This window comes from Methylobacterium sp. AC433, assembly GCF_979253015.1.
The window spans coordinates 59,204-79,604 of sequence record NZ_CEEDBN010000014.1; the positions used below are offsets into that span (position 1 = coordinate 59,204).

Here is a 20,401-nt window from a genome sequence, read left to right on the forward strand (position 1 = left end):
GCCGGCCTCTACTTGGGCACCAATGTCGCTTTGACGGCGCGAAGGATGAGGAACGGTGAGCGGCGAACTGATTTTCAAGGATCGGGATGGAGTGTCGTACCAGCCGGTGCGAAACTACAACCGAACGAACAGCCGCTCAGCATTCCGCGTGAAGCCGATCGGTACGTCGAATCGGGCAGAGGATGCTCTAGAACTCGCCACGGTCGAGGAAATCGCCAAGGCGATGTTGGTCGACCGATTGCCAGCTCGCGTGCAGCAAGTAAGCGGAGGCCCGGTCAATTATCTCCGATTTGGTGCTGACAAGCTGGTCAGCTACGAACTGGATGAGCGGATCGCAGAGCGGCTCGGCATCGCTGCAAAGGCAAGCGCGCACGCGGGCGAGAACGAGATGGCGTTGGTTCACCTGCGCACTCGTTTCCTGCGGGCTTATCCAGATTTCGAGAAGCTGGGCCGTTTCCAAGCCACTACGGGGACCTACCGCGAGAGGTATAGGATCCGAGTAGACGAACTACTCGCAGCAGTCGCGCAACATCGAACCGATGCCGCAGCCATCCTCGACGATCTACTCGCAGCTTCCCGCCTGCAATCGCGCGGCATGCGGTCTCCATTTATGGATGGTGACGTCGTCTGGCGCACGCCGCGAGCTAGGGACGTCGATCCTGCGCGTTTTGACGAAGCCGTGGTAAACCTCCTAGGGGGCAGCGAAGACCCTCCATCCGCTATCGAGCGCTTCAACTCGGAATTTTGGCCGCAGCTGCAAACAAGCGCTGACGGCAAGCCGCATCGGGATACCCGCGTCGTCCCATCCACTTTGCTGGCGCTGGTCGCTCCCGACCGGGCAATTAGCGTCCGTTACCAATACTATTCGAATGCAAGCAAGGTGCTCAACAATCGCTTCTTACTAGCCGACAAACCGATGACAGCCGCGGAGTACCGAGACGTGCTCGACCTAGCGGAGCAGATTCGGTCCGCGATGATTAGTTGGGGCTGGAGACCATGTGACCTATGGGACGTTCATGGCTTCGTGCTCGCGACATGCGGTGACCGCAACCTGGACCCGCACTCCGACGACAATATCCTTTCCCACTTTGACGTAAACGAGGGATTTAAGCAGGCGCGACAACGATGGTCCGGGGATCAGAAGAAGGCCTTTATAGCGTTCGTGCAGGCCATTCATCAAACGGGTCTAGATTGGTACTTTGTAAACATTCCTCCTTACCAGCTGAGGTATGGGAACAGACCACTTGGCCGTAACGCGCAAGAGGTCGTCGGGGTGGTCGACGGGTCACCTCCCCGGATGTTCCTGCGCCGCAACGCTCCCGCCCCCCTCAAGCCAGATGGGAACGACCTTCTGCCCATCAACGACGCATTGATACTTTGGGCAACGGAACACCACGAACTGTTGTCTAGCTGCTCCAACACCGAGCGCGACATAGGCTTTTGGCCCGACGAATACGATGTCGAACATCAGCGAGAGCAGAGCGAAGCCTTTCCCCGGGACAGAACCAACATGACCACCAACCTCATCCTCTACGGCCCTCCCGGCACGGGCAAGACCTACCGCAGCGCCCAAGAGGCGGTTCGACTGTGCGGCGAGGAGCCCCCGACGGATCGCGTGGAGCTGATGAAGCTCTACCAAGGGCTCGCGGAGGCGGGTAGGATCGAGTTCGTCACCTTTCATCAGTCGATGGCATACGAGGAGTTCGTGGAAGGCCTGCGGCCGAGCTCGACCGACGACGATGGTTTACCGCTCTCTGGCGGTTTCCGCCTGGTTCCGACACCAGGCATCTTTCGCCGTATCGCGCGGCGGGCAGAGACCAGTACCCGATCAGGCAGCCGTGCTTTCGCCCTCGGCGACCGAAAAGTGTTTAAGATGTCGCTCGGCGACGCGACGAACCCCGATGACGCCCACCTCTTCGAGGAGGCGATTGAAGAGGGCCATATCGTGCTTGGCTTCGACGATATCGATTGGTCAGATCCCAGGTTCGAAAAACGGGACGAGATCATGGCGGCATGCCAGGCCATCGCGCCGCTGGGCACTAAGCTCAATGCGCAGAGCGGGGTCGTTCAGATGCCGCATATCTTCCGGAACTGGATGCGCGAGGGCGACGTGGTGATCGTGTCGAAGGGCACAAAAATTTTTAGAGCCATCGGCGTCGTTAATGGCAAATACCGCTTCGCTCCGCGTGAGGGCGGCAACTACGGGCACAGGCGAGATGTTCGCTGGCTGTGGGTAGATCGCGATGGCGCGTCGGTGGAGGAAATCTATGCCCGCAGCTTCAGTCAGCGGACCACCTATGAGATGTCTTCAAGCGACGTCAATATTCCGGCGCTGGAGCGATACGCAAATAGTCAAGGAGATGGGTCGGGTGCCCCGGAACCGTTCGTTCTGGTGATCGACGAAATTAACCGCGCGAATATTTCTAAGGTATTTGGCGAACTTATCACCTTGCTGGAGGTTGACAAACGACTTGGTCGCACAAACGCGCTGAATGTGCGGCTACCCTATTCAGGTGATCTCTTTGGGGTGCCTGCTAACCTCCACATCGTTGGCACGATGAACACGGCGGACCGCTCAATCGCGTTGCTCGATACAGCGCTTCGGCGGCGCTTCACTTTCGAAGAACTAGTGCCGCGAGCAGACCTGCTTGAATCGGTTGAAACGATCGACCTTAAAGAGCTTCTCACTACCCTGAATGACCGTATCGAATACTTTTTTGATCGCGAGCATCGGATTGGACATGCATATTTTATGCATTGTGTTCAGCGCGACGACGTCGATAACGTGATGCGACAAAAGGTGATTCCACTTTTATCCGAGTATTTCTACGAGGATTGGCCGAAGGTCGCCGCCGTGTTGGGCGACAATTTTCCGGACGACGGCAAGACTTATGAAGGCGGCTTCCTGGACCGCCGTGCGCTTCCATCGCCCTATCCCGAGGGAGGCGGGCAAGAGGCATCGTTCCGATATCGCTGGACCGTGCGAGGCTTAGGTGAATTCACCTACGACAAGGTCGTGAAGGCTACTCGTTGATCGCGCGCACCCTCTACGAGTGGGAACTCCTGCCTCATGGGCTTGATCCGTCGGATTCAAAGCTGATTCCGGAACCACTCGCGATACGGCTAGCGAAAGTGGCAGCGGCGTCACCCTTATCAGGGCGTGGTGGTGAAGGTGTGCTGGAGCACCGCCGCAAGGGGCTGCGGGCACGAGGTGTAGTCGGCGTGGTGGTGGCCGAGGGCGCGACGCTGGAGATCCTGCCCAAGATCGATGGGGCGGGCGGCACCGGCGGCGTGCGCCGTCGTCTCGTCCACATGCTCGCGGTGGCACTAGATTTACGCGTCGAAGCGGGCGAGATCGCCGCACACGATGAACAGCAGGAGACCTTGCTCGAAATCCTGATCAGACTGTTCTCGACGCGTCTCGCCGACACGGTTAGGCGGGGAATGCCACGGCGCTACATCGCGCATATGGAAGACTTACCTGCGCTTCGCGGCCGGCTCGACGTACCACGCCAGTTCACCACGCTCGCGGCCAGCCCACAGCGACTGGCCTGCCGCTTTGACGCACTCTCAGCCGACGTCGTGCTTAATCGCATTATGAAGGCAGCAGTGACGCGGCTGCGGCGGCTAGCGCGTGCGGGCGACAACCAGCGGAGGCTAGCCGAGCTCGCCTTCGCCTACGCTGATATCGCCGATGTGCCTGCGATTGAACTGCGCTGGAATGAAGTGGTGATCGACCGTAGCAACGAACGCTGGCGCGCGTTGGTCGACCTTGCCCGGCTGCTACTTAGCGATCGTTTTCAGACAACGTCGAGTGGAGGTGCGCAGGGATTCTCTCTGCTGTTCGAAATGAATACGTTGTTTGAGGAGTATGTCGCTCGGATGCTTGTACTGGCTTTGGCGGGAAGCGAACGGCATGTGGCGGTGCAGGGTGGGCGGCTATTCTGTCTGCGGGATGCAGAGAAGCGCATGCTCTTTCAGACGAAACCTGACATCCTGGTGAAGCGCGGCACTGCAATCGAGCAAGTAATTGACACCAAGTGGAAGCGGTTGGCGAGTCGCATCGATGACCCGAAGCAGGGGGTGAGTCAAGCCGACGTCTACCAGATGATGGCCTACGGCCGGCTATACGACTGTTCGCGTGTGACGCTGCTGTACCCGCATCATCAGGGCCTCGGTGCAGGGCCGATCGCAGATGCATACTATATCAACGTTCCTGGCTGCGGCGAGCAGCTCAACATCGCGACAATTGACGTCGGGTCGGGTGTGGGACTGATGGAACGGCTACGCGCGTTATTCAATTAAAGAAGTGGACACAATTGAATGATCATTCGCAGACATAACCCTTGAGTAATTTAATCCTTATGAAGCTGAGACCTATAAGCGGTGTCGGAGCGCCAAAAAAGGTGAGCAATCTATATACCCTGAGCTATAACTTCAATCTTACCTAGTAATCCCGCCACCTGAGCAGCGATCTGAGCAGTGTCTTCGTCGCGCGAAAAATGTACATTCCATAGCTGACGACTGTCCTCATCAGCTGAGGAAGCGATTCCGGCAGTTTGCAGCAATGGAATAATCTGTATGATCTTACTGCGTTCGCGCGTAAAAATCTGTGTTTTTACCCCCGTGGGCTCAAATACGACATCGACAGCGAGCTTAATACCACTTTTTGTCAGAATATCAAAGAATGTGGTCGAAAAAAATGGATCGCTTTTTACTCTATACTGCTTCGATGTAAATTGACTGCTCGACACAAATTGCGAAATGTCTTGCTCAAATCGAGCCGATTTTGCATAGAGATCGTTTCGCAGTAGCTGCAGATCAGAAAAAAGCCTATCTAAGTCCTTACGATTGCGCACGACGAAATCTACAAATTCCGAATTCATCCCTCTCTCCTGCAATATTCCGCTAATAGTAGCCATAAATTCATGAAAATATATAGACTGTTGGGTGACGGATGCCAACATAGACAACCCGTAACGAGACCGAACTTCGTAACTCAGGCTTTTCCAAGAAATACTCTGAAATCCTTTCGGTGGAGCATCGGAGAGCGGTAAAAGAGTTAAAAGCACCAGAACACTGGACCGCCCCGTGTTTTTCGCAAAGCTCTCAGTGTGCCGTTTATACTCGTCAAAATCGTTATAGAGACCTGCGTAAATTTTATTCTCAATCGCTATAGCATATTTTGATGTGATCAAGAAAATATCGATTGATTTTCCATTATAAGTTGCTTCTTCGACTTTGACATCTTCTACCCGTTCGCCTTCTAGAGAGATGTTCAAGGCACTGGATAATGAACTCAACCATAACGATGACATCTCCTGACCACGTTGCGGATCTAAAAAGTAAGCTAAGAGCCTTGACCAAACAAGCTCTTTATGAGATTGCTTGATTAAATCGAGAAATGTCTCAGATCTATATTCTCGACTAATTTTGCTGTACTGACTAAATATTTCTTGATATCCCATTGAATCCTCCAAAGGCGACAGTATCACAGGAAGTCTAGGTATCGAGCAAAATGTATTTCCTAAGTCTTTTTGTATCTATTTCCTTATGCTGCTCCAAATTTTAATTTTTCGCTGGAGACTTGGTTGACAAACCAATTTAAGCGTAGACTGCCCGACGGAGCTCTAGGACATCTCTTGGAAAGATGTGCGTGGTGGCAAGATGTTCTAGCTTTCAGGTACATGGACAGGGCGACCGGCACATCACGTCCACTCTTGTTCGCACTGAGGGACGGCTATTTCAACATGTACGCTGAAGGGCAATCAGTCCTGAAGGTCGCCTTCGACACGCGGAGGAACCAAGACTTACGTGTGCGGTGCAAGCTCCACCGCAAGTACGTCTCCAGCATTGACGCAGTCGATGACTATCTCGACTTTGACGGTGCGGTAGTTTCGGAAGGTCGTGAGCACCGCGTAGTTCAGCACTACACTGGTCCTGGCACCTTGGCAGGTTGGGTGGAGGCAGCAAGGAAATATGCTGGAGGCGAGAAGAAGGGTGTCGCCGTTATCGCGGACCAGCATGCTTTGGTCATAGACGTTGAGATGGCGCTTCCCGCGAACGACGTTGTCACGCCAGGCGACAAGAAGGTCGCCAATCGCATGGACATTGTCGCTTTAGAGCAACACGTGGCGGAGGTCCGACTTGCCTTCTACGAGGCCAAGCTGTTCGCAAATGGCGAACTCCGCTCTAAGAAGTTTGAACCCCGCGTGCTGGGGCGGCAACTACAAAACTACCGGACCTATGTGTCAGAGTCCACTCGCCGCAAACAGGTTCTTACCGCCTACGAAAACGCCTGCCGAATCCGCGTCCAAGTCGATGCTATGTTCGGACGTGAGCCGCATCCACTTATCCGTGAGATCGCTAAAGGCGCGCGATTGAATCTTGATCCGCAGCCTCGACTGATCGTCTTCGGTTTCAACGAGGATCAGGTCGGGCCCGGAACCCCATGGGACCCGCATGAGCAAGTTCTGCGGAGGGCTGTGTCTCTCTTGATGGCGAAGACAGCACAGAAGATTCAGCTTCCCCCCATTCACACAGAGTGAAACCCGCCTGATTTTCAGTGCTTCAGGTCAGTGCGAAGCTCGCCAGTGTGATCGGGATGTGGCAGGACACCTAACAACCGCGTCCGGTCGCATCTGTCCCTAGCACTACTTTGGCAGACTGAGGGAACACGGTAGGTTTTTGCGGATTCGCAAGCCACGGCGATGGGCTTGGGGGGATCGCGATGCCGGCGGCTGCGGAGTGGCGTGACGACCTGGATCGGTGGCTTCAGCCGTTCCTGGCGGCCCTGTCGCATCCGGCGCGCCGGGCGATGTGCCCGCTCTACGTGGCCGGGTTGATCGGCCTGGGCGACCGCAAGAGCGTCCAGCCGATGGCGGCGCGGGCCGATGAGGTTCCCTATGATCGGCTCCACCACTTCATCGCGGCCGGGATCTGGGATGAGGCGCCGCTGCAGCAGGCGCTTCTCGGCGAGGCCGATCGCCTGGTCGGCGGTTCGGATGCGATCCTCGTCGTCGACGACACCGCCTTGCCGAAGAAGGGCAACCGCTCGGTCGGCGTGGCACCGCAATACGCCACGACGCTGGGCAAGACCGCCAACTGCCAGACGCTGGTGTCGCTCACGCTGGCACGGGGCGAGGTGCCTGTGGCGGTCGGCCTGGCGCTGTTCCTGCCCGAGACTTGGACGAGCGACCCGGACCGGATGGCATCGGCCGGCGTTCCCGAGGATCGGCGCACGGCCCGCACCAAGCTGGAGATCGCCGTCGCGGAGATCGACCGGGTCCAGGAGGGGGGCGTGCGCTTCGGCTGCGTGCTGGCCGATGCGGGTTACGGCTGCTCTGCTCCATTCCGGCAGGCCCTGAGCGCGCGCGGTCTGAGATGGGCCGTCGGGATTTCGGGGCGCAACAAGGTCTACCCGGCCGACGTGGCGATGATCTTCCCCGTCGCGGGGCGTGGGCGACCGCGCCAGCGTCACGTGCCGGACTAGGTCTCGGTCGCGGCCGAGACGATCCTGGCGGACATGACCGGCCGGTCGGTGACCTGGCGGCACGGCACCAAGGGTCGGCTGCGGGCGCGCTTCTGTGCGTTGCGCGTCCGGATGGCCGATGGTCCGACGCAGCGGATCGGCACACGAGGCAACCAGCACCTGCCTGGGGAAGCCGTCTGGCTGGTCCGCGAGGAGCGCGGCTCAGGCGAGCGCAAGTTCTACCTCTCGAACCTGCCCGCCGATGCGACCCTCAAGCAGCTCGCCGCCATGATCAAGGCACGCTGGATCTGCGAGCAGGCTCATCAGCAGATGAAGGAGGAGCTCGGCCTCGATCACTTCGAGGGCCGCTCCTGGACCGGTCTGCATCGCCATGCGCTGATGACGATGATGGCCTACGCCTTCCTCCAGTCCCGGCGCCTCGCAGCAGCCGGGCGGAAAAAAAACAATCGCCTGCCCACCGCCCCATCCCTCGATGCCGGCGATCCGGCAAGCCATCCTGGATCACCTCAGCCGGCCACCACCGCGGCGATGCCCGCACTGTGACGCTGTGCTCGATCAACCGCCTTGAGATCAATCTGCCAAAGTAGTGCTAGTGCACTGACTCAGACGGATGGTTCAGTGGCACGATTGAGGGCGTTGAGGATTGCTGCTGCGGGTTTGGTCCAGACGAAGGGGCGGGCGCTGCGGTTGTGCTCGGCGATGTAGCGTTTGATGGCAGCCTGAAGATCGACGACACCGGTGAAGGTGCCCCGTTGCAGGCGGCGGCGCGTGAGCGTGGAGAAGAAGCCTTCGACCGCATTGAGCCATGAGGCCGAGGTCGGGGTGAAGCGGAAGGTCCAGCGCAGATGGCGGGCGAGCCAGGCGCGCACCTTCGGGTGCTTGTGGCTTCCGTAGTTGTCGAGCACCACGTGGATCACCTTGCCCACAGGGACCGCGGCCTCGACTGCGTTGAGGAAACGGATGAACTCACCATGGCGATGGCGCTGCATGCAGCGGCCGAGCACCCTGCCGTGCAGGACGTCGAGGGCGGCAAACAGCGTCGTGGTGCCGTGGCGGATATAATCGTGCGTCTGCGCGGCCGGATGCCCGGGTCCGAGGGGCCGGTCGGGGCGCGTGCGCTCCAGGGCCTGGATCTGATGGGGTGGATGGCCCCTTCTACCGGTATCAGTGTGCCAAGCTGGTGTCGTCGAAGGTCACAGGACAGGAGCCATCCGTCACGCAGATCACAACGCTCGGTCTCGATTTAGACAAGCATGTTTTCCAGGTTCACGCCGTCGATGCAAACGAAGCGGTCGTCGAGAAGCTACGCCTCCGTCGTGCACAGGTCCTGACCTACTTCGCAAAACTACCGCCGTGTCGGGTTGGGATGGAGGCCTGTGCCACGGCTCACTTCTGGGCGCCGGAACTGCGCCGATTGGGACACGAGGTGCGCCTCATTCCGCCTCAATACGTCAAAGCTTACCTGAAGCGAGACAAGAACGATGCGGTAGATGCTGTCGCCATTTGCGAGGCTGTGACGCGGCCTTCCATGCGGTTCGTGCCCATCAAGAGCGAGGAACAGCAGGCCGTGCTCGTGCTGCATCGCGCTCGGGAGTTGCTCGTGCGTCAGCGAACCCAGTTGATCAATGCGCTGCGCGGGCACCTGGCCGAGTTCGGACTGATCGAGGCCCAAGGTCCCTCGCATGTCCGGCGTCTGTTAGAGACCATGCGCGCGGACATGGCCGTGCCGGAGCTGGCGCGTGCGACCCTCGATTGCCTGGCTTCAGCCCTCGATGCCGTAGACGCTCAAATTGATGCGGTCGATGCGAAGATTGCAGCGTGGCACAAGGCGAACCCAACGAGCCAGCGCCTGGCGACGATCCCCGGCATCGGGCCCCTCATCGCTTCGGCGATCACCGCCACGGTCGCCGACGCCGCCGCCTTTCGCAGCGGGCGGGAATTTGCAGCGTGGCTAGGATTGACACCCCGTCAGAAGTCGACCGGCGGAAAGCAGCGACTGGGGCGGATCACCCGAAGGGGTGATCAATACCTGCGGCGATTGCTCATCGTCGGGGCGCAGACGGTTCTGCTGCGCTCGAAGGCAGCCAAAGCCAATCCATGGATACAGGGCCTTCTGGCACGCTGCGCACGGTTGAAGGTTGCAGTAGCGCTCGCCAACAAGACCGCTCGGATCGCTTGGGCAATCCTGCTTCGCGGAGAAAGCTATCGGCCGATCGCGACAGCCTCATGAGGGCCTGCGGTCTGCCTCGAAACGCTTGCTGAGAGAGAGGATGATGGGAGTGTCGGTCGCACCGACGGGCTGGGTCAACCTGAAGAAGAGCAGGGTTTCGAACCCGAGGATCTGATGAGGTCCCAGCCTGCGGACGTCCATCGTGGCCAGCGGCCGTGTGCGCCGCGCGAACAGGCGGACACATGACTGCAAGCACACCGATCACATCCATCAACTTTTCGCTTGCGAGCCGGGGGCCATCCACACATGGCTCTTCTCGTCGATGGACAGCACGACGGCATGGGCGGGCGGTTCTTTTGTTGTGACCCACCACATCCTCGACCTTCGCAGCGAAGGCCGGGTCGTGCGAACGCTTGAACGTGCGCACCCGGTGCGGCTGCAGGCGGTGCGCTTCCAAGATCCGTTGCACGGCGCGCAAGGAGATCCCGACGCGCTTGGCCAGGGCGCGCCCGGTCCAGTGGGTGACCTCGTCCGGCGGCCCCGAACAGGTCAGTGCAAGCACCTCCGCCACCGTCCGCGTGGAATGCGGCGGCGTGCCGGGTGGGCGGGTCTTGTCGCGTAGCAGGCGCTCGACGGCCGCCTCGGCAAAGCGCTGCTGCCGGCGCCAGACCGCGGGCCGACTGACGCCGGCTTGCCGAGCCACTTCTTGCACGGTCAGGCGCTTGCCTGAAAGCAGGACGATCCGGGCGCGCAGGATGTGGTTGAGGGGACGGGAGCGGTCACCCGCGATCCCGGCCAACTGGAACATCGTGGCGTCATCGAGGAGTACACAGACAGTCTGAGCCATGGCACAGACTCGCACGCTTCACGACCCGCGTGAATCATCAGTCCGCGTCACTGCACTAGGCTATCGGCTGCCCGCGCCTATCAGCTACCCGGATCTGGCCTTCCGGCTACACATGGCAGCGGCCGTGCAGTAGCCTCTTACCCAGCTCGGTTCAAAATCCCGTCAGGTCAATTCCACAGAGGCGTGAAGTCTGCACCATCAGACCCTGGGATCAAATATCTGATCGTCCATGTCAATTTTCGAAAGCGGAGGCTGAAAAAATAGATTGACGACGAGCTCTGAGGAGGCTTTAAATTGCTTACGTTGCAGACGGCTGACCATATTGCTTTGTCAGAATTTGATCTAGAAAGAGGTCATGGCAATGCCGGCAACTCTAATTAATAAGAGCGATGAATACATATTAAATCATTGCGCACGCTTCCTCGCACGTGACAATCAAGATCCGAGACATTCCTACTTTGGCTTGGAAGACGAACATGAGCGCGCGCGCATCAGCGATGCTTGGCGCTTTCCGATCATCGATGCGCATGAACCGAGTTCACGTAAGGAACTCGAAAGCGGCGCTTACACAGACTTCAACGACGTCACTTTCGTGCTCAAAGAGCCTATCGGCGGGCCCCGGTTCGTTGTCGTCGCGCTGGTCACGACTGCGGGCGCGCTCAATCAACCGATCGAGATGAAGCGGGTCGGCGACACGCTTTACCACGCCGTGACCCTGAAGGTCCGGCGCGGCCACCGGCATCGCTACCGCTTCCTCGTCGACGGATCGTCCGTCCTCGATCCGGTCAACCCGCAGCTTTTCCAGCATTCGGACGGCGGCGTCTGGTCGTCGTTCTTCACGTGGGAGTACCAAGAGTCCGTCGTCCTAGAGCGCTGGGAGTTCACGCTGGTCGATCGCTTGGTTCGCCAGATCTTGCCGTTCGAGGACGAGCAGGCCCGCATCTTTCTCGAACGCGGCGCCGCCACCGCGCAGATTCCGAATCTGCATCGTTTGGACGTTTCGATCGGCGCAGCAAACTACATCGATAAGATCCTGGCTCGCGAGGAGCGGCACCATCTTGCGGGCTACCGGGCCTGCCTCGACATGATCGCGCAGGTGTTGCGCCGCCGGTTCCCCGGCATCGCGATTGAGCGGATTCCGAGCGACGCGAGCCGTGAGCCCGGCGATCAACGGCCCGCCGTAGGTTACAACAAGCTCTACGAGGATATGTCGGCCGGCACTCCCTGGAGCGCTATCGTCGTCGATGGATGGGATCTGAACCGCTACGACAACCCGACCTACTTCGTGAACCTGCTCAGGCGACACGCGTGGACCGGGGCGTTCTGTCATCCGAAGTATGGCGGTAATTTCGGCGCGATGACCTGGGCCTATCTCGCCGACAGCTACCGTGTGACCGACCCGGCCTTGCCGCCGACGACGGCCTTCGACTGGCAGCGCACGACCGAGCGCCCCTACGGACAGAGCATCGAATATCTGGGTTGATTTGTGTTGGCCTGCGTTGGTCGGGGGAAATCGACATGGAAGCCGAGTTCGACGTCGTCGTGATCGGAAGCGGAGCAGGGGGCGCGCCGATCGCCTACGAACTCGCCCGCAGCGGGATGAGAGTCCTCGTGCTCGAGAAGGGACCGCTGCTCAGGACCCAGGGCGACGACGACCGCGGGCCGTTCGCGCTTAGCGACTTCAAGCGGGACGAGATGTTCAATGCCGGGCCGGAGCGCATCATCACCATTCCGGACATGGCGAACACCAACGCCTCCTTCTACGGCAGCCACGTCGAGCCGGACCTAAACGACGAGCCGCACATCTATTCCAATCCCGATAAGCCCCAGGAAAAGTCGACGGTGACCGTCGAGGGCTACACTGCGCAGGTCGTCGGAGGCGGAACCCAGCTCTACGGCGCCGTGTCGCTGCGGTTCACCGAGCGCGACTTCCGGCTTCGGACGGCGAACGAAGGCCGCACGCTCAAGGACGATCCCGGCGATACCCTCGACCATGTCAGGGATTGGCCGATCAATTACGACGAGCTTCTGCCCTACTACGAGAAGGCCGAGCGTCTCGTAGGGATAAACGGCACCGTTCAGGGCCAGGGCAAGCCGTTCGGAACGGACAATTACCAGAAGCCGCTCGCGGCCAACCCGATCAGTGAGGTGGCCCGGACGGGCATGGCGGCGCTGGGGCTGGCGACTTACCGCACGCCGCTCGCCGTGATCACAGAAGATCACGCATCCAGCGGCCGCAAGGCCGGCGAGCCGCGCGTCGGTTACGTGAATCGCTACGGCGATCCGCTCGGCTACAAGTCCAACACCTGGGTCTCGCTGCTGCGCCCGACGCTGAAGGATCCTCGGGCGGGTCCGTTCCTGCAACTCCAGCCGAACGCCGCCGTCACGCACTTGGAATCCAGCGGCGGGAAGATCGATCGCGTCCACTTCCGCGACGAGAGCGGCAGGACGAAGACCGTCTCCGGCAAGGTCGTCGTCGTCGCCTGCTCGGCGGTGGAATCGATCCGGCTGATAATGCTGTCCTGCGAACATGACCCGACCGGCTTCGGACGCCGCGCCCGCTACGGCGAGGACGGCAGCCTGCTTGGACGCTTTTTCCTGACGCATGCCTTCGGTGGCGCCGAGACCGCGCTCACCGGACGGCGCTACGACAAGTCGATCTCGCTCGATAGCGACTACGCAACCGATGGATGCGCCGGCGCGGAATTCCTCGACGCGAACAGGATGTGGGCCGGCGGCGTCATCTACAACAACACCTCGGACCAGTGTCTGCCGGTCACCCTAGCCCGCAACGACCAGAGCGCCGACCTCGATACCAATTGGAGCGGTTTCATGCGCGAGACGGGCCGGCGCGAGAGAGCCATGCGCACTTGGCTCGACCGTGACTTTGGCACGCGCCTGTCAGTCAGCTTCATGGCCAATCAGATTCCACGGATGACCAACCGGATCGAACTTCACCCTGTCCGCGACAAATGGAACCGCAAGTCGGCGCACATCATCAAGCAATGGCACCCCCATGACGCGCGCGTCATGAATGTCATGGCTGATATCTGCAAGGATATCCTCGTCAGGGGCGCGGATGCCAGCGGCATCAAGGATATCAAGCCGAACGACTACGAGTACGGGTCCGTCTACGGCAACGGCGTGCGGATCGCCAACCACATCCTCGGCGGCATGCGCTTCGGAACCGGCGAGAACGACTCCGTCCTCGATCCGAACTGCCGCATGTGGGGGTTCGACAACCTCTACGTTACGGATGGCTCGTTCATGCCGACCTCTGGCGGCGCCAACCCGACGCTGACCATCCAGGCGAACGCCTTCCGGGTTGCCGACCAGCTAAAACAAGTCTTCTAGAGTCGTATCCGACTGGATTGCATCGGGTCGGCAGCTCTCATTTCTTGTCATGCCGCTCGTGCTTGCGACGGGCCGGCATCCGATTCGTCGCAAGACGTTCAAGGAGGACCTGATGGACGCCCGCTTCGACAGGCTCGCCACCGATCCGTTCGCCCAGATCTTCGAGGTCGTGTTCTTCCCCGACCGTGTCTATCACGCGCAGTACCTCAACGCGACGCGCAGTCCGCGCTACCGCTACAACGTCGACGAAGTCCGGGCGAAGAGCGACATCACCGTCCTGAAGGGACAGGTCTACATCGACGGATTTAAGCTCTCGAACTTCGTGCGGATCGAATACAGGGGCGGGCGCCTGTCGGAGATGGTGCGCGAGCGGCAGCGCACCATGGCGCCCGACATCCGGGCTTACGTCGCCTTTATGAGATCGACCGGGCCGACCTCGGCCGACCTGCTGGCCAATGTTGTCGATGTTCGGCTGCACTGGTGTCCCTGGATCCGCGCGTATCAGGTCGAGTTTTGGGAAACGCTGGAACTGCCGCGCGGCAAGCGGCACGATTACCAAATCCTCGATCTGATTGGGCACCGGGGCTCCATCACCTGCCTGCCCCAGTTCGCGGCGCTCCTGCAGGACGGCGCCAGCGCTTTCGATCTGGTGAAGGTGGCGTTCGGCGAACTCGACGTCGAGTGGCCGAACGGCCGCAAGATCAGGCAGGAGCTCGCGGCGCGGTGGGACAATTTCTTCGATCGCAACGTCCAGGTCCCGAACACCCAGAAGCCTAATGCCGATGAGAATACGGTCAGGGACACCAATTACGGGCTCTACTTCCAGCGCGGCTGGTTCGTCGACGACGTGGGCCAGATCCAGCCGGTCCGCTACGACAACGGCATGATGGAGCCGGGCAACCCGGAGTTCAATCACACTCCCGGCTTGAACGTCATTGAGATGCGCTGGGTGCTGCAGCAGCAATTTAGCGGTTCGCTAGTCTTCTTTCACGAAGTCACGATCCCGCCCGGAACGTTCGAAGGTGTTCATCGCCACCTCGGCAGCGAGGAACTCTACTACATCACGGAAGGAGAAGGCACCGCCTTCATGGGCGAGCACGACGACCCGTCGCTCTCGGGGGCGGACCTCGTCGAGCAGCACGTCTACGGCTTCGGGCCGCAGCCGGTGCGCGCCGTCAAGGTGAAGCCCAGAAGCGTGATCTTCACCAAGAGCGGCGGCATTCACGGCATTAGAAATGAGTCCAAGGACAAGCCGCTCCGGTTCGTCGCCTTCCTGTACCACAGCGCTTGAGAGATACGTCGATGGCACTCGTTCAGGCGGATATCGCGCGCTCAGCGTTCCTCATCGGTCAGGACGGGGGGCGGAGGCCGAATTACGACCGCGACAATCCGGTAATGCGGCTGATCGGCGAGATCGAAGGTTTTCCCCTCGCCGCCGATCGGCAACATTACCTGGCCGACAGCATCCAGTACCTCTTCCCGGTCGCCTCCCTTGCTTTCTACGGACCGTCCGGAGGCGGCCCCGAGACCGCCGATCCGCGCGGGCAAGACAACCGCGAGGATTTTCAGAAGCAGAACCTGCGCGCGTTCACGCTGACCGGGGTTCAGGTCGCGCGCGGCTTCGCGGCCATCGGCGAGGCCTGGATCGGCTCGTTCGTCAGCATCGCCTTCAGCCCACCGCAGGCCTCGCCGCTTTTCGGAGGCGACGGCGTCTGCAGCCATTCGCATCTGCACCTCCATCTCAAGATCGGCGATCACCAGACGACATCGACGATCGTCATGCCCTTCGACGAGGAGGCGCAGCTTTACAGGGTCGAACTCTGGGCGCTGGAAGCCGGGGAGGCGCCGACGGGGCTGGGCAGCAAGGCGCAGGAGGCGTGGGGCTCCTTCCTTCTAGCGCGGCCCGATCTAGTGAAAGGAACACATGCCGACCTGTTTGGCGAACCGATGCACAAGGCGCGGGCTGATGCGGACGCCTCCGACGGCGCGGTCGAGCTGCTGAACTACGCGCCGGACCACGCTCTGCATCCGACCCGAACGCTGCGCCTCGAACTGGCTTTCGCCGATCCCTCGCAGGAAACCTGGGACTCTCGGGAGGGGCGAAACCACCGGCTCGAATTTTCAATGAACCAGCGCGGGTGGAATGGCTTCCTGACGGTGGGACGCAGCCGCAACGCCCATGGCGGTCTTGGCTATCTCGAATATCGCAATCTCTACTCGAACTATTTCGGCCACGAGCAGAGGCGGCGCGATGCTGCCGGCCGCGATCTGCTGCCCGAACTTGGGCGCGACCTGACCGATTGGAGCTTCGACGCCTGCGGACGCAGGCCCGCCCCAGATCGGCGGGAGCGGTTCATGGCGGTCGACTACATGGACCTACACATTCTCGAACCGGATGCCATCATCGGCATCCACCGCCATCGCGACAACCAAGAGGCGTTCCTGCTGATGGAGGGGAAGGCGCTGATGGTCATGGCGGACTGGGAACAGCGCGACGACCGGGATCGGGCTTTCGAGATCAGGACGATCCGTCCGGGCGATCTCAGCATCGTCAAGGGAGGGCAGATGCACGCGCTCATCAACAGCCTCGACGAGCGCGCCCTGCTGTTCATGTTCGGCGGCTACGACTGAGGTCCGCGATGCCCCTCTCCCTGCAGCACATCGCGGCCGACACTCCGATGGGGGGCCATCCGGTCAACGGCGGCACGACATTTCGTGTCTGGGCGCCGCAGGCCGCCGCGGTCCATGTTGTCGGGCGGTTTTCCGGGCGCGAGAACTGGATCGCGGCCGAGGCGAACGCGCTAACGCGGGGCGACCTCGGCCATTGGCTTGGCTTCGTTCCAGGGGCGGGGGAAGGAGACGAGTATCGCTTTTACGTGAAGGGGGCGGGCGGCGAGGGCTACAAGCGCGACCCCTATGCCCGGGAATTGACGGCCGCGCCGGCCTACCCAGCTTCGAACTGCGTGATCCGCCGCCCCGACACCTATCCCTGGCAGGCGGACGGCTGGCGCCCTCCGGCCTTCAACGATCTCATCCTCTACCAGCTGCACATCGGCACGTGGCGCGGCCCCGATCTGCGAAGTCGGGTCGCGACCGTGATAGACGTGCTGAGAGGCCTCGACTATCTCGCCGGTCTCGGAATCAATGCCGTCCAGTTCCTGCCGATCGCCGAATATGCCGCTCCTCGCAGCATGGGTTACGGCGGCGTTGACCTGTTCTCCCCAGAGATGGACTACACGGTCGAGGCCCTGTCGGATGACGATGCCGCCTTCGTTGCCGAACTCTTCCGCCGGCGCGGCCGTTCGGCGCCGTCGAAGAACGTGCTCGCGGTTCCGGTCAACCAGATCAAGGCGATGGTCGATCTGTTTCATCTCACCGGGATCGCAGTGCTCTTCGATATCGTCCTGAATCACGCGGGGGCCGAGGCACGCGGACACGCCGACGGCCTGTGGTTCTTCGATCAGCAGCCGCAAGGCGATCCCAACCGGAGCCTCTACTTCACGGAGCAGGATCATGCCGGACCAGTCTTCGCCTTCGCGAAGGACGAGATTAGGCAATTTCTGATCGACAACACGAACTTCTTCGTGAACGAGTACCGCATCGACGGCTGCCGATACGATCAGGCGACTGTCATCGACCAATCTAGCAACCGGGGCTGGGCATTACTGCAGGACATCACCTCGACGGTCAGGACCGGACGTCCGGAGGCCATCCACATCGCCGAGTACTGGAATGTGAACCCATGGGTAGTTCGCCGCCGGGAGGAGGGCGGCGCTGGCTTCGACGCGACGTGGAGCGACGGTCTGCGGGAGGCGGTGCGCCGGGCGCTCGCCGCGGCGTCCCACGGCAGGGACGCCCATGTCGGGCTTCAGGCCGTCGCCGACACGATCGCGCGAACGGACTTTCCGGCACGCTGGAAGCGCGTCGAGTATGTCGAGAGCCACGACGAGGTCTACCGGGACAGGGGATCGGCCCGGATCCCGAAGCTCGCCGATCCCTCCAATCCGCGATCTTGGTATGCCCGCAGCCGGTCGCGCGTCGCGACCGGGCTCCTCCTGACTAGTCCCGGCATACCGATGCTGTTCATGGGGCAGGAGGTGCTTGAGGATAAGCAATGGAGCGACAATCCCGCCTACTTCTCGGATGTCCTCGTTTACTGGGACGGGCTCTCCGCCACGGACCACTCAATGGCGGATCATCTCCGCTTCACGCGCGAACTGGTCCACATGAGACGAAGGCATCCCGCCTTGCGTGGTGAAGGGGTTCGGATCGTCGTGGTGGACGAGTACAATCGGGTCCTTGCTTTTCAGCGCTGGATTGAGGGCTATGGCGGAGATATTATTATTGTAATATCATTGAACGAATCAAAATTGAATAATTACTGCGTAGGCATGCCGTTTTCCGGACGATGGATTGAATCCTTCAATAGTGACTTTTACGATCACTTGTTAGATCCCAACGTGTCCGGAAACGGCGGCGAAATATGGGCGCAAGACATTCCCTTCCATGGTCTTTCAGCGAGCGCATCAATAACCATTCCGCCTAATTCCATTTTAATATTTACCATGTCGAACAGAGATTTATAAAGATTTATCATTTGGTGGCTTTGCCACCATAGCATCTGATACCGGAGGAGCGCTAATGAGACCGTCCTGTCCCTGCGACTGCTTTAGGAGGCCCCGCGAAAGCCTCAGCGGCTTCCGACCGCACATTCGAAGTTCGCCTATGAAATTTAAACAAGGAGCTGCAGGAGAGGTTTGCCGCAGATGCAAGGCGCGCTGTAGGCTTCGTGATATCCACGGTAGGCGATTTCCACGCTGACGTATTACTACCGCGAGCATGCTGTACAACTCCGCGAGGTCCTACTCACTGTAGTGCGGTGTGCGCATCTCGAACTTCGTCGACCACGCGTGCTAGTCGGGCCTCCAGGCCCGTGCCGGCACGACGGCACCGCGCCTCCAGTGTGTGGTGCATTCTGAGCTGACGTCCGCTTCGGAAGTGCCGGTAAAGCCCGCTGAATCGCCGAGATGGGCGCGAAGCCGTCGATCCTTGCCGTTTCAACGAACGTCTGGTTTCGTCGCTTTGCTTCTCGAAAGCTGACCAGCAAAAATCCACCCACGGCAGTCATTTGTTGGTTGCCGAAACGAGCGGGTGCAACCAGTTTCCCTGAACTTGCCCCTATCCGGACAGGTCGATCGTCGCCCGCTGGACCTGGACTGCCGACCACGTACGGCCGCGGACCGTGGGGAGGCCACGCGGCCATCAGTCGGCGGTTGGGCACTGCGATCCTTCGCCCAATCAGCCGCTCACTATGACGCGCTCGGCCAGCGCGATTCCACTGAGGTAAGCGGCTTCGACACGACCGCCGAGGCAGCTATCGCCGGCCACGCCCAGACGCAGATCCGGCGACCACAGACATGGCTTACCGACAGGATCTTCGACCATCGCGTAGCGCCAGCGATGTGCTGCGGTATGCTGGATCTCGATTTCGCTGGGATATGTCCGTGATAGCTCGGCGACCATCCGCGGGACGATCTCGTCCGGCTGGCGTTCGAGATGAAGGCGCGACCAGCCTGCGGATGCGTGAACGACGAGGGTCTCGCCCCCGGTATCCCGACCCGGCTTGGTGGCGCCTCGGGCAATCCAGGCGATCGGCGCGCTCATGTCGCGTTCTCGGCGTCCCGTCGAAGAGCGGCTGGCCTGCGTGGGCGATCATGAGTGCCCAGCACGGCGCGTAGCGAACCGGCTCCAGCGCTTCGGACAGCTCCGGCCAGGAAATCCCGGCGGTGGCCGTCAGCATCAGGGCTTGCGGCGCCGGCGCCGTCACGAGCACCGCGTCGAAGACATCGCCGATCATGGCACCGACGGCGTCGGCGAGTCGCCAGCCCGTTCGGCCCCGGATCAGTTTCGTCACCGCGCATCGCGTCGTCACGTCTAGCCCAACGGCGAGCCGATGGACGACAGCATTCATGCTCGGCACCCCCAACTGACCAGCCCGCCTCGCCCCAAGCTCCAACTGCGCCGTTGTCCGTCCGCATCTGGACGACCTCGCAGAAGCCCGGATCGCGTGCCGTAAGGTACTGCGCGCCATGATCGAAACTTCGTCCGTCGGGTAGGCTGCGGGTCGCCACGCGTCCGCCAACCCCATTGGCCTTATCGAACAGACGAACGCGAAACCCGTCCATGGTGAGCCGTCGGGCGGCGGCTGTACCTGCAATCCCGGCACCGACGATCGCTATACGGGCCATGCCGCCGTCCCTATTCCCGATGGATCGCTCGAGGCAAGCATGCCTCAGCGGTTTCCGCACCGGCATCCTACAGCGAGATGAGAGCATCTCGATCTGCGTCAAACGCTCTGCTCCGAGGGCGATGAACCGATCCAAGGCGCCTCGGCTTCACGGTCGGCAGAGTCCAGCCACACGAAAAACGTCTGCTTCGGAAAAGCCGATCCATAAAATGCGGACCAGAACGCTGCAACCGGTGTCGAGCCAATCCAGCCGTCAACACCACCGCCAGCGCTTCACCAAAACGGCCATTC

General features: G+C 60.6%; 11 protein-coding genes and 4 pseudogenes. 10 read left to right on the forward strand and 5 right to left on the reverse strand.

Annotated features, from left to right (window positions below; translation table 11 throughout):
* The first annotated feature begins 55 nt into the window (after window positions 1–55).
* Together AC0IWM_RS18115 and AC0IWM_RS18120 are read left to right on the forward strand one after the other, a co-directional pair.
* Window positions 56–3,034: an AAA family ATPase gene (locus AC0IWM_RS18115; RefSeq protein WP_471757228.1), complete on the forward strand. Its 2,979-nt coding sequence runs from the start codon at window positions 56–58 to the stop codon at window positions 3,032–3,034.
* Window positions 3,031–4,305, forward strand: coding sequence for an McrC family protein (locus AC0IWM_RS18120; protein WP_471757230.1), 1,275 nt, complete (start codon window positions 3,031–3,033; stop codon window positions 4,303–4,305). The genes AC0IWM_RS18115 and AC0IWM_RS18120 overlap by 4 nt, the downstream gene beginning before the upstream one ends.
* Before the next feature lie 110 nt (window positions 4,306–4,415).
* Here the strand turns inward: AC0IWM_RS18120 and AC0IWM_RS18125 are convergent, their stop codons facing one another.
* The gene (locus tag AC0IWM_RS18125) at window positions 4,416–5,468 is read right to left on the reverse strand and encodes a PD-(D/E)XK nuclease family protein (protein ID WP_471757232.1); all 1,053 of its coding nucleotides are present in this window, start codon (window positions 5,466–5,468) and stop codon (window positions 4,416–4,418) included.
* 282 nt (window positions 5,469–5,750) lie between these two features.
* Between AC0IWM_RS18125 and AC0IWM_RS18130 the strand changes: the two genes are divergently transcribed.
* Window positions 5,751–6,548 (forward strand): hypothetical protein, encoded by a 798-nt coding sequence (locus AC0IWM_RS18130; protein WP_471757234.1) that lies wholly within the window; start codon window positions 5,751–5,753, stop codon window positions 6,546–6,548.
* Between the two features lie 182 nt (window positions 6,549–6,730).
* A pseudogene (locus AC0IWM_RS18135) lies at window positions 6,731–8,035 on the forward strand (IS701 family transposase).
* 59 nt (window positions 8,036–8,094) lie between these two features.
* Here the strand turns inward: AC0IWM_RS18135 and AC0IWM_RS18140 are convergent.
* A pseudogene (locus tag AC0IWM_RS18140) lies at window positions 8,095–8,628 on the reverse strand (IS630 family transposase); the annotation flags it as partial.
* A 44-nt stretch (window positions 8,629–8,672) separates the two neighbouring features.
* Here AC0IWM_RS18140 and AC0IWM_RS18145 point away from each other — a divergent pair.
* Window positions 8,673–9,722, forward strand: a complete 1,050-nt coding sequence (locus AC0IWM_RS18145) for an IS110 family RNA-guided transposase (protein WP_471757322.1) — start codon at window positions 8,673–8,675, stop codon at window positions 9,720–9,722.
* 243 nt (window positions 9,723–9,965) lie between these two features.
* Here AC0IWM_RS18145 and AC0IWM_RS18150 read toward each other — a convergent pair.
* Window positions 9,966–10,509, reverse strand: a pseudogene (locus AC0IWM_RS18150) (IS630 family transposase); the annotation flags it as partial.
* A gap of 355 nt (window positions 10,510–10,864) precedes the next feature.
* Here AC0IWM_RS18150 and AC0IWM_RS18155 point away from each other — a divergent pair.
* The 5 genes from AC0IWM_RS18155 to AC0IWM_RS18175 all read left to right on the forward strand — a co-directional run bounded on the left by AC0IWM_RS18155 (window position 10,865) and on the right by AC0IWM_RS18175 (window position 18,449).
* On the forward strand, window positions 10,865–11,992 hold the full coding sequence (locus AC0IWM_RS18155; protein ID WP_471757236.1) for a glycogen-binding domain-containing protein: 1,128 nt from the start codon (window positions 10,865–10,867) through the stop codon (window positions 11,990–11,992).
* 35 nt (window positions 11,993–12,027) lie between these two features.
* On the forward strand, window positions 12,028–13,863 hold the full coding sequence (locus AC0IWM_RS18160; RefSeq protein WP_471757238.1) for a GMC oxidoreductase: 1,836 nt from the start codon (window positions 12,028–12,030) through the stop codon (window positions 13,861–13,863).
* Window positions 13,864–13,975: 112 nt separating this feature from the next.
* Entirely contained in the window at window positions 13,976–15,154 is a 1,179-nt protein-coding gene (locus AC0IWM_RS18165; protein WP_471757240.1) for a cupin domain-containing protein, read from the forward strand.
* 11 nt (window positions 15,155–15,165) lie between these two features.
* Window positions 15,166–16,494, forward strand: a complete 1,329-nt coding sequence (locus AC0IWM_RS18170) for a hypothetical protein (protein WP_471757241.1) — start codon at window positions 15,166–15,168, stop codon at window positions 16,492–16,494.
* An 8-nt stretch (window positions 16,495–16,502) separates the two neighbouring features.
* Complete coding sequence (locus AC0IWM_RS18175) at window positions 16,503–18,449, forward strand: alpha amylase C-terminal domain-containing protein (RefSeq protein WP_471757243.1); 1,947 nt, start codon at window positions 16,503–16,505, stop codon at window positions 18,447–18,449.
* Window positions 18,450–19,161: 712 nt separating this feature from the next.
* On the opposite strand, the pseudogene AC0IWM_RS18180 reads toward AC0IWM_RS18175, so the two are convergent.
* Window positions 19,162–19,548 (reverse strand): annotated as a pseudogene (locus AC0IWM_RS18180) (FAD-dependent oxidoreductase); the annotation flags it as partial.
* Entirely contained in the window at window positions 19,524–20,198 is a 675-nt protein-coding gene (locus AC0IWM_RS18185) for an NAD(P)-binding protein (protein ID WP_471757324.1), read from the reverse strand. The gene AC0IWM_RS18185 and the pseudogene AC0IWM_RS18180, both read right to left, overlap by 25 nt.
* Window positions 20,199–20,401 lie beyond the last annotated feature (203 nt).